The organism is Sphingomonas sp. CCH5-D11 (assembly GCF_001557395.1).
Taxonomy (GTDB): Bacteria; Pseudomonadota; Alphaproteobacteria; order Sphingomonadales; family Sphingomonadaceae; genus Sphingomonas.
Map to the genome: position 1 here is coordinate 1 of NZ_LSKH01000208.1, position 8,685 is coordinate 8,685.

Annotated in this window: 9 protein-coding genes and 1 pseudogene; 7 read left to right on the forward strand and 3 right to left on the reverse strand. The window is 65.3% G+C overall.

What is annotated here, in order from left to right; genetic code table 11:
- On the forward strand, window positions 1-407 hold a 407-nt coding region (locus AX702_RS12890), incomplete at its 5' end, for a class I SAM-dependent methyltransferase (RefSeq protein WP_197420598.1).
- Window positions 404-1,636 (forward strand): serine hydrolase domain-containing protein, encoded by a 1,233-nt coding sequence (locus AX702_RS12895; protein WP_066780193.1) that lies wholly within the window; start codon window positions 404-406, stop codon window positions 1,634-1,636. The genes AX702_RS12890 and AX702_RS12895, both read left to right, overlap by 4 nt.
- A gap of 118 nt (window positions 1,637-1,754) precedes the next feature.
- Here the strand turns inward: AX702_RS12895 and AX702_RS12900 are convergent, their stop codons facing one another.
- Together AX702_RS12900 and purF are read right to left on the reverse strand one after the other, a co-directional pair.
- Window positions 1,755-2,465, reverse strand: a complete 711-nt coding sequence (locus tag AX702_RS12900; protein ID WP_066780195.1) for an SDR family NAD(P)-dependent oxidoreductase — start codon at window positions 2,463-2,465, stop codon at window positions 1,755-1,757.
- An 81-nt stretch (window positions 2,466-2,546) separates the two neighbouring features.
- Window positions 2,547-4,004 (reverse strand): amidophosphoribosyltransferase, encoded by a 1,458-nt coding sequence (gene purF / locus AX702_RS12905; protein ID WP_066780197.1) that lies wholly within the window; start codon window positions 4,002-4,004, stop codon window positions 2,547-2,549.
- 115 nt (window positions 4,005-4,119) lie between these two features.
- Between purF and AX702_RS12910 the strand changes: the two genes are divergently transcribed.
- The 5 genes from AX702_RS12910 to AX702_RS12930 are packed head-to-tail and all read left to right on the forward strand — an operon-like array spanning window position 4,120 to window position 7,544.
- Window positions 4,120-4,371, forward strand: coding sequence for a Rho termination factor N-terminal domain-containing protein (locus tag AX702_RS12910; protein ID WP_066780199.1), 252 nt, complete (start codon window positions 4,120-4,122; stop codon window positions 4,369-4,371).
- Between the two features lie 52 nt (window positions 4,372-4,423).
- Window positions 4,424-4,786 carry a phosphoribosyl-AMP cyclohydrolase gene (gene hisI / locus AX702_RS12915; RefSeq protein WP_066780201.1) on the forward strand — a complete coding sequence of 121 codons (363 nt, stop codon included), beginning with the start codon at window positions 4,424-4,426 and terminating at the stop codon, window positions 4,784-4,786.
- Between the two features lie 11 nt (window positions 4,787-4,797).
- The gene (locus AX702_RS12920; RefSeq protein ID WP_066780202.1) at window positions 4,798-5,292 is read left to right on the forward strand and encodes a hypothetical protein; all 495 of its coding nucleotides are present in this window, start codon (window positions 4,798-4,800) and stop codon (window positions 5,290-5,292) included.
- Between the two features lie 32 nt (window positions 5,293-5,324).
- Complete coding sequence (locus tag AX702_RS12925) at window positions 5,325-5,741, forward strand: MerR family transcriptional regulator (protein WP_066780203.1); 417 nt, start codon at window positions 5,325-5,327, stop codon at window positions 5,739-5,741.
- A 6-nt stretch (window positions 5,742-5,747) separates the two neighbouring features.
- On the forward strand, window positions 5,748-7,544 hold the full coding sequence (locus AX702_RS12930) for an acyl-CoA dehydrogenase C-terminal domain-containing protein (protein ID WP_066780205.1): 1,797 nt from the start codon (window positions 5,748-5,750) through the stop codon (window positions 7,542-7,544).
- Window positions 7,545-7,958: 414 nt separating this feature from the next.
- Here AX702_RS12930 and AX702_RS12935 read toward each other — a convergent pair.
- Window positions 7,959-8,685: pseudogene (locus AX702_RS12935) on the reverse strand (cell wall hydrolase); the annotation flags it as partial.

Genomic DNA, 8,685 nt, shown 5'->3' on the forward strand with positions numbered 1-8,685 from the left:
ATTATCTGGCGGCGATTTCCCGCGCGCTGAAGCCGGGCGGCCGCGCGGCGATCCAGTTCATCAAGATCGCCGAAGACGTTTGGCCCGCCTATTCCAGCAACGTCGACTTCATCCAGGCCTGCGTCTTTCCCGGCGGCATGCTGATCCATGAGCCGCAGTTCCGGGCGCTGGCCGAGGCAAACGGGCTGACATGGCAGGGGCGACATGCCTTTGGGGAGGATTATGCCGAAACGCTGCGGCAATGGCGGGTGCGGTTCGACAATGCGGTGGCGCAGGGGCGCCTGCCGGCGCGGTTCGATCGTGGCTTCGTTGACTTGTGGCGCTTCTACCTGATGTATTGCGAAGGCGGGTTTCGCGGCGGCGGCATCGATGTCGTGCAGATCACGCTGGTCAAGGAGGGGGCATGAAGCGGTTTGCCTTTGGCGCGGCGCTGGCCGCGATGCTGCTTTGCGGATGTGCGGCCCAGCAACCACCGCAGAGCAACGCGGCCGCGCAGCCGGTGTCGGCTGCTGAGGGCAGCGCGCAGGCGATCGCTGCCGGGGTGCCGATCACCGACGCCAATCGCGATCAGCTGAAGCAGGTGGGCGCAGCCGTTCTGTTCTGGTCCCAGCAGGAGCGCGACCAGAACTTCCCGCATATGGAAGATCACTTTCCAGTCCATGTCGTGAAGGCGGGAGGCAAGCTGCGCGACCTGCCCCAGGGCGTGCCGCTGCCAGTGCCGGCGGCCGAGATCGACGCTTATGTTCGGGATCAGAACGTCGCCGGCCTGATCGTGGTTCAGGACGGCAAGGTGCGGCTGGAACGATATGCGCGCGGGCTGACGCGCGATGGGCGGTGGACGAGCTTCTCGGTGGCGAAATCCTTCACCTCCACCCTGGTGGGAGCGGCGATCAAGGACGGCTTCATCGGTTCGGTAGACGAGCCGGTGACCCGGTATATCCCGGACCTTGCCGGCAGCGCCTATGATGGCGTGTCGATCGGCCAGTTGCTGACCATGACGTCGGGCGTGAAGTGGAACGAGGATTACACCGACCCCAAGTCCGACGTCGCGCGGATGTTTTCCATCTCGGTGCCCACCGGCATGGACCCGACCGTCGCCTATATGCGCACGCTTTCGCGCGAGGCGGAGCCGGGTGCGAAGTGGGTCTACAAGACCGGAGAGACGAACCTGATCGGCGTGCTGGTTGCCAACGCCGTGAAGAAACCACTGGCGACATATCTCAGCGAGAAGGTGTGGCGCCCGTACGGGATGGAAAGCGACGCCTTCTGGATGGTCGATGCGAGCGGCCGCGAGGTGGCGGGATGCTGCCTTTCGGTATCGCTGCGCGATTACGCGCGGATGGGTCTGCTCGCGCTGGAAGGTGGCGAGGGCATCGTACCGCCAGGCTGGTTCGCCGATGCGACCCGTGCCCATGCCTCGATCGGACGGCCGGGCTTCGGCTATGGCTATCAATGGTGGGCCTATCCGCAGGAAAGGTTCGGCGGACAGGGGATCTTCGGCCAGAGCATCACGGTCGATCCGGCGAGCCGGACGGTGATCGCAATGGTATCCGCCTGGCCCAAGGCGACCGGGTCAGACCTGTCGCAGGCGCGCATGACCTTCATGGAGCGATTGTTCGCGGCAGCGCGGCAGTGATGGAACCCGGCGCGCGACTACTGCGCAGCTTGCCCGCGCTGGATCAAACGGCACCGTAGCGGAGTGCTCGGAACCGGAGTGAGTGTGCGGAACAGACGCGAGGCGGCTGGTCCGGAACTTAGCCCGGCACCCGCTCCCAAAGGCCGGTTTCGAAGCCGTTCAGGACGAGCGACGTGATGTGATCGGCCACCGCTTCTGGCGGCTTCACCGATGCGGGATCCTCGCCGGGATAGGCGCGGGCGCGCATCTTCGTGCGGGTGGCGCCGGGATCGATGATCGCGGTGCGCACGCGGCTGATCTCGGACACTTCGTCTCCATAAGCGCCCAGCAGCGTTTCGAACGCGGCCTTGGACGCGCCATAAGCACCCCAATAAGCGCGCGGCTTGCGCCCGACCGAGGAGGTAATGCCGATCACCTTGCCGGCTTCCGACTGGCGCAACAGCGGATCGAACGCCTGGATCAGCGCTGCCTGAGCCGAGACGTTGAGCGTCAGCACGGCGGCAAGTTCCTTGGCGTCGATTGCGGGCACGGCGGCGAGCGAGCCGAGTGTGGCGGCGTTCAACACCATCACATCGAGCGCCTGCCACCGCTCAGCAACGGCCGCGGCAAGCCGTGCGATCGAATCCTTCTCCGTCAGATCCAGCGGCGCAATCGTCGCCGAGCCGCCGGCATCGAAGATCTGCTGCTCCACTTCCTCCAGCGCCTTTGCCGTGCGCGCGGTGACGACGACATGCGCGCCCTGTGCCGCCAGAGCGATGGCGGTGGCGGCGCCGATTCCGCGGCTCGCGCCAGTGACGAGGGCGAGCTTATTCTCAAGCGGCTTGTTCATCCAGAATCCCAAGGCAGACGGTTGCGCGCGGGCGAGAGGGCCCGAGACGCGCCCTCGCCAAGCGAGGGCGCGCGGCAAGGTTTAGGCGACGCGTTCCTCGAGCATCGCGAACTGATCCACGGCGGCAGTATCGTCATGGTCGGTCAGCGTGGTCGGATAGTCGCCCGTGAAGCAGGCGTCGCAATAACCTGGACGGAACTGCGACCGGCTCTTCTGCCCCAACGCCTTGTACAGGCCGTCGATCGACACGAAGGCGAGACTGTCGGCATGGATGAAATCGGTCATCGCGCCGAGATCATGCGTGGCGGCGAGCAGCTTCGCGCGTTCGGGCGTGTCGACGCCGTAGAAGCAGCTGTGCTTGGTCGGCGGACTGGCGATGCGCATGTGCACCTCTGCCGCGCCGGCCTCCCGCATCATCTGCACGATCTTCAGGCTGGTGGTGCCGCGAACGATCGAATCGTCGATCAAAACGACCCGCTTGCCGGCGATCAGCGCGCGATTGGCGTTGTGCTTCAGCTTGACGCCAAGATGGCGAACCTTGTCGCCCGGCTGAATGAAGGTGCGGCCGACATAATGCGAGCGGATGATGCCGAGCTCGAACGGGATGCCGCTTTCCTGCGCATAGCCGATCGCCGCCGGTACACCCGAGTCGGGGACCGGGATGACCAGATCGGCATCGACCGGCGCCTCGATCGCCAGCTGCTGGCCGATCGACTTGCGGACCGAATAGACCGAGTGATCGTCCACGATCGAATCCGGGCGGGAGAAATAGACCCATTCGAAGATGCACGGGCGGGGCGCGACCGGGCCGAACGGATGGATCGAGCGCATCTCGGTGCCCTGGACGATCACGAGTTCGCCGGGCTCTACCACGCGGACGAACTCGGCACCGACCACGTCGAGCGCGACCGTCTCGCTGGCGAAGATGATGGACCCGTTGAGCTTGCCCATGACGAGCGGGCGAATGCCGAGCGGATCGCGGCAGGCGATCATGCCCTCCGGCGTCATCACGATCAGCGCATAAGCGCCCTCCACCTGCTTCAGCGCGTCGATGAAGCGATCGAGCAGCGTGCGATAGTTGGAGGTGGCGACGAGGTGGATGATCGTCTCGGTGTCGCTGGTCGACTGGAAGATCGAACCACGGCGGATCAGCTCCCGGCGGAGCTTCATCGCATTGGAGATGTTGCCGTTGTGCGCCACGGCGAATCCGCCGCTGGCCAGCTCTGCATAGAGCGGCTGGACGTTGCGCAGCGCCGTCTCTCCGGTGGTGGAGTAACGGACGTGGCCGCAGGCAACGGTACCCGGCAGCGCGCCGATCACGGCCTCGCTGTCGAAATTGCCGGCGACATGGCCCATTGCCTTCTTGGTGTGGAAATGGGTGCCGTCAAAGGAGGTGATGCCGGCGGCCTCCTGGCCGCGGTGTTGCAGGGCATGAAGCCCAAGCGCAACCAGGGCAGCAGCGCCATCGGAGCCGGAAACTCCAAAGATGCCGCACTCCTCGTGCAGATGGTCGTCGTCGAAAGGATTGGTGGTCAGCATGGCGGTGGGGGCTCGCGTCGTGCGCGGCCCATATAGCGCTTGTCTCGGATTTGTCATGGGGGGTGGAGCGATCGGAGCATCAATGGGTTGTTCGCACGCGAGAGGAGACCCGGCGATGGCCAAGGATCATGGCGCGCAGATCAAGGACGATGCGCTCTACGAGGAGCTGCGCAAGAAGGGCGAATCGAAGGAAAAGGCGGCGCGGATCGCCAACGCCAAGGCGAACGGATCGCTGGATCACCGCGGCGACAGGCTGGAGGATCGCACCAAGGACGACCTCTACGAAGAGGCGCAGGAGATCGGGATCGAGGGGCGATCCAAGATGAACAAGGCCGAGCTGGTGGATGCCATTCGCAACCATAAGTGAGGGCGGACAAGCGGGCTGGCGATTCGCACCGCCGCGCGGATAACAATGCGGCATGACCGATGCGCGCGAACAGGGCCTGGCCCTTGACCCGAAATATGACTCCGCAGGGCTGGTGACCGCCGTTGTCACCGATGCGAACAGCGGCGAGATGTTGATGGTCGCGCATATGAATGCGGAGGCATTGGCGGCGACTCGGGAGACTGGCAAGGCGACCTTCTGGTCGCGCAGCCGCCAGGCGTTGTGGGTGAAGGGCGAAACCTCCGGTCACGTTCTGACCGTGCGCGAGTTGCGCGTGGATTGTGACCAGGACGCGATATGGGTCATCGCCGAGCCCGCTGGCCCCGCCTGTCACACGGGCGCGCGGTCCTGCTTCTATCGCCGGATCGTATCGGGCGGGCTGGAGCGCGTTGATTGAGGGCAGGGCAGATGCGCGGCACAGTCGCGCTGGCGATCGGATTGGTGCTGGCCGGATGCGGGCAACAGGAGCGCAAGGCGTCGCCCGATGATGCCCCGGGAGCGGGCCTAGAGGAGGCGGCAATCCGCGCTGGCATCGTGATCGATCCGGCGAGGCGCGATCCTGTCGGCGCCTTCGGGTCGGCCACCGACAAGATCTGCATCGTTCCGCAGGGTGACAATTATCGGGTGGGCGCGAGTGTCGATTATGGCGATCGGCAAAGCTGTGTCGCGCGCGGCATTGCGACCGGACGCGACCGGCTGCGGCTGACGTTCGGGGAGGAATGCACCTTCGAGGCGGAATTCGACGGCGCGCGCATCACCTTTCCCGCAACCCTGCCGCGAGCATGCGACAGCCGGTGCACCGGCCGCGCGACGCTGACCGCGGTAAACGCCGGTAGGCTGAGCAGCGCCGAGGCCGAGGCCCGCGCCATGCGCGGGCCGGACGGGCAGCCGCTTTGCGGTTGACGTTCACGTAAGCGGAACGTACTGGCGCCGGCATGTCGATTGCTGGCGTCTTTGACTCGCTTCCGCCCCGAACGGATCGCTCCCATTTCAGTATCAGTGATCTCGCGGCGGAGTTCGACGTGACGCCGCGCGCCCTGCGCTTCTATGAGGACGAGGGACTGATCGCGCCGGAGCGGCGGGGCACGGCTCGCATCTATTCGCATCGCGATCGCGCGCGGCTCGCCTGGATCCTGCGGGGGAAGCGCGTCGGCTTCAGCCTGGCCGAAATTCGCGAGATGATCGACCTGTATGACATCGGCGACGGGCGACACACCCAGCGCGCGGTGACCATTGCGCGCTGCCGTGCCCGGATCGATGCGCTGACCGCGCAAAAGGCGGACATCGATGCGGCGATCGCCGAACTCGAAGATTTCGTTTCCCTGATCGACTATCCCGAACACAAGGACTGAGCCTTCATGCCGCAATATACCCCGCCAGTGCGCGACACCCGCTTCGTCCTGGAGCATGTCGTTGGCCTGTCGCGCCACGCCAACGTCCCCGGTTTCGCCGCCGCTACGCCCGATACGGTGGATGCCGTTCTGGAGGAGGGTGGCCGCTTCGTTGCCGAGGTGCTGTTCCCGATCAACCAGTCCGGCGATCAGGAAGGCTGCACGCGGCATGAGGACGGATCGGTGACGACGCCGGCCGGTTTCAAGGAAGCGTACAAGCAGTTCGTGGAATCCGGCTGGGGAACGCTTTCCGCGCCGGAGCAGTTCGGCGGCCAGGGGATGCCGCACGTCATTTCCACGGCGTTCCAGGAATATATGATCTCCGCCAATATGGCGTTCGCCATGTATCCCGGCCTTGCCCATGGCGCGATCGCGGCACTGGTCGCGAAGGGATCGCCCGAGCAGCAGGAAAAGTATCTGCCCAAGATGGTGTCGGGCGAGTGGGGCGGCACCATGAACCTGACGGAGCCGCAGTGCGGCACCGACCTGGGCCTGATCCGCACTCGCGCCGAGCCGCAGGGGGATGGCTCCTACAAGATCACCGGCACCAAGATCTTCATTTCAGCCGGTGAGCATGACCTGACCGACAATATCATCCACCTCGTCCTGGCGAAGACGCCGGGCGCGCCGGACAGCTCAAAGGGCATCAGCCTGTTCGTGGTGCCAAAGGTGATGGTGAACGACGATGGCTCGCTGGGTGAGCGCAATGCCGTTTCCTGCGGCTCGATCGAGCACAAGATGGGTATTCACGGCAACGCCACCTGCGTCCTTAACTATGACGGGGCGACCGGCTGGCTGGTCGGCGAGGAGATGAAGGGCCTTGCCGCAATGTTCATCATGATGAACGCGGCGCGCCTGGGTGTCGGCCTGCAGGGCCTGGCGGTCGGTGAGACGGCGTTCCAGAACGCGGTGCAATATGCCGAGGATCGCCGCCAGGGCCGTGCGCTGACCGGTGCAGCCGAGCCCGAGGAAAAGGCGGACACGCTGTTCGTCCACCCGGACGTGCGCCGCATGCTGATGAACGGCAAGGCATGGCTGGAGGGCCTGCGCGCCTTGTGCCTGTGGGGCGCGCTTCAGGTGGATCTGGAGCATAATGCCGAGGACGAGGCGGCACGGCAGGAAGCGGCCGACCTGATCGGACTGCTGACCCCGGTGATCAAGGGCGTCGGCACCGACAAAGGCTATCAGATCGCGACCGATGCGCAGCAGGTGTATGGCGGCCATGGCTACATTCAGGAATGGGGCATGGAGCAATATGTGCGCGATGCCCGGATTGCGATGATCTACGAGGGCACCAACGGCGTGCAGGCGATGGACCTCGTCGGTCGCAAGCTGGCGATGAACGGTGGCCGTGCGATCCAGCTGTTCTTCAAGATCGTGGCGCAGGAATGCGCGGCGGCGAAGAGCGGGCCGGCGGCCGATCTCGCAACCCGGCTAGAGAAGGCACTGGGTGAGCTTCAGGCGGCGACCATGTGGTTCATGGGCAACATTTCCAACCCGAACAACATCGGCGCGGGCGCGGTGCCCTACATGCACCTGCTGGGCGTCGTGTCGGTCGGCCTGATGTGGTTGCGCATGGCGGTGGCCGCGGCGGCGCTGAAGGACGCGGGCGAGGGCGACGCCGCCTTCCTCGAGGCGAAACTGGTGACGGCGCGCTTCTTTGCGGAACGAGTGCTGCCGGAGGCCGGCGCCTATCGCCGCCAGATCGAAGGCGGGGCAGAGGCACTGATGGCACTGCCGCCGGAAATGTTCCGCGCGGCCTGATCGCCGCGCACAGGATCGTTCGGGTCGAGCGATCCGGTAATTGACTGGTTAACCATGCCGGGGAGCGTTCGCGCTTTCCGGCATGGTCTTTTTCGTTTGGCCAACGATCCGCGCTTGATCGCTCGATTCAGCGAGGTGTGCCGTTTGAACCGGGTACCTGCCCGCGCGAGACACCTGCTAATTTCCATCACGCCGGCCTCATCACCGCAACCTACGCTTCGGAAGCCTCAAGCCATTGAGTTTGGGGGAACAGTGAATCTCGGCACGAGGCTGGAATGACGGGCTTGTGAGGTAAGCAAAGGGGCTTCGAACGGCGCCGCTTTGCCCGAGAGGCGGATAAACCGGCGGGATCAGCCTCCAGCTCGCGGCGGCAGCGGCCCTTCAAATTTCGCCGGCCCGCTACGGCTTCGATCTCTAATCAACCCCGGCCGCATTGCCCGGCACTGGTTCAGCCATGTCTCCCTTGCGGCGTATGCCGTCGAGCTCGGCAGGGCCGCGGGCGTTGTCGCGCGGGACGGGGGCGGCGCGGAGGGCGAGGCGCTTCATGCAGGGCGAGCGCGTCTTGAACTCGTCGCAATTCCACAAGGCGCGTTCGAGATTGCTACCGCGATCGCGGATGTAGCTGAACGACATGGCGTTCATCTGCTCGGGCGTGAGGGGCAGGGTGAAGGCCATGGCATCCGGCTCCGTCCAGCCCATGAACTTGCAGCGCGCCCGATCACCACAGGAGGCTATCGCCATGCCGTGAAAGGTATCCGCCTGCGCTGGATTGAGCATCGTCAGGAACGTGTCGCGATCGCCGGCTAGCGGCGCGGGCGTGCGGCCGAAGAAGGGGACCGTCTCGGCAAGCTGACTTTCATCAGCCAGCGGATCGCCGCCGCGATGATGTTCGGAAATCGCGGCGAGCTGGGTGATCGTGGCTTCGCCGGGCTGCTGGCCACGGTTGAAGGCAGGGCCGGTGCCCCACCAGCCCTCCCAGCGGAAAAACAGATGCGTATGGACCTCGGCAATCTTGTCGAGGCTTGAGCTCCAATACGGCACCACCCAATCGGTGTGGTAGTGCGTTGCCCAGCCGACCGGCTTGTACACCGCGCCGCGCAGGGCCTTGGTCGCGATCTCCCGCGCGCGAGTCCAGGCGACC

Excerpts from the sequence above, each read along its gene's own strand:
- AX702_RS12910 (WP_066780199.1), top strand. The coding sequence starts at position 4,120 with ATGGCCAAGGATCATGGCGCGCAGATCAAGGACGATGCGCTCTACGAG.
- purF (WP_066780197.1), bottom strand. The coding sequence starts at position 4,004 with ATGCTGACCACCAATCCTTTCGACGACGACCATCTGCACGAGGAGTGC.
- AX702_RS12925 (WP_066780203.1), top strand. The coding sequence starts at position 5,325 with ATGTCGATTGCTGGCGTCTTTGACTCGCTTCCGCCCCGAACGGATCGC.
- hisI (WP_066780201.1), top strand. The coding sequence starts at position 4,424 with ATGACCGATGCGCGCGAACAGGGCCTGGCCCTTGACCCGAAATATGAC.
- AX702_RS12900 (WP_066780195.1), bottom strand. The coding sequence starts at position 2,465 with ATGAACAAGCCGCTTGAGAATAAGCTCGCCCTCGTCACTGGCGCGAGC.
- AX702_RS12920 (WP_066780202.1), top strand. The coding sequence starts at position 4,798 with ATGCGCGGCACAGTCGCGCTGGCGATCGGATTGGTGCTGGCCGGATGC.
- AX702_RS12895 (WP_066780193.1), top strand. The coding sequence starts at position 404 with ATGAAGCGGTTTGCCTTTGGCGCGGCGCTGGCCGCGATGCTGCTTTGC.
- AX702_RS12930 (WP_066780205.1), top strand. The coding sequence starts at position 5,748 with ATGCCGCAATATACCCCGCCAGTGCGCGACACCCGCTTCGTCCTGGAG.